We start from the raw sequence: 737 nt of genomic DNA on the forward strand, positions 1-737 counted from the left end.
GCCGAGCGCCCGCCCACCCACCGCAGCGCGAGGGCCAGTGCCGCCGCGACGAGCACGCCCTGCCACACCAGGTGCAGGAGCGCCCAACCCACCGACTCCAGGATGAGACCGTTCATGACTCCGCCTCCTTCTCCAACGACTCCAGCATCTGGCGCAGCTCCGCCAGCTCCTCGGGGGACGTCTTCTTCGTGGACAGGGCCTGCAGGGCCAGCCGCGCCGGGGACCCGCCGAAGACGCGGTCCACCAGGTCGGTGACCAGCTGCCGCTGCGTGTTCTCTCGCGGCACGCGGGAGGTGTAGACGTGCGCGCGCTGCGACTCGTCGCGCATCACCAGCCCCTTCTCCGTCATGATCTGCATCGTCTTCAGCACCGTGGTGTAGCCGCTCCCGTCCTGGAGCGTCTCGTGCACCTCGCGCACCGTGCTGGCGCCCCGCTCCCACAACACCCGCAGGATGCCCAGCTCCGCATCCGTGGGGCGCGGCAACTTGTCTCGGCTCATGGTGTCCCTCACTCCTCCAGCCCTACGCACTAGATATACGAACGATTTCGTAGGTGTCAACGAAGCTCTTCGTAGTTGATGGAGGCCGCCGGGCCTTCGGACGTTCGTTCCCTGCCGTGAAGGGCTCCGTCCCACGTGGGAGCGCACATGCAGGCCAGCCCTGAGGACAGGCTCTCCCTGGGGGGAGCGGTGTTTACCGTTGCGTGGGACAGGGAGCGGCCGTGGGGGCGAAGCTGTC

At 68.1% G+C, this 737-nt stretch carries 1 protein-coding gene; it reads right to left on the reverse strand.

Going from position 1 to position 737, the window contains the following annotated elements:
- Positions 1–112 precede the first annotated feature (112 nt).
- On the reverse strand, positions 113–499 hold the full coding sequence (locus D7V97_RS43430) for a BlaI/MecI/CopY family transcriptional regulator (protein ID WP_120616306.1): 387 nt from the start codon (positions 497–499) through the stop codon (positions 113–115).
- Positions 500–737 lie beyond the last annotated feature (238 nt).

Source organism: Corallococcus sp. CA053C, from assembly GCF_003611675.1.
Classification (GTDB): Bacteria; Myxococcota; Myxococcia; order Myxococcales; family Myxococcaceae; genus Corallococcus.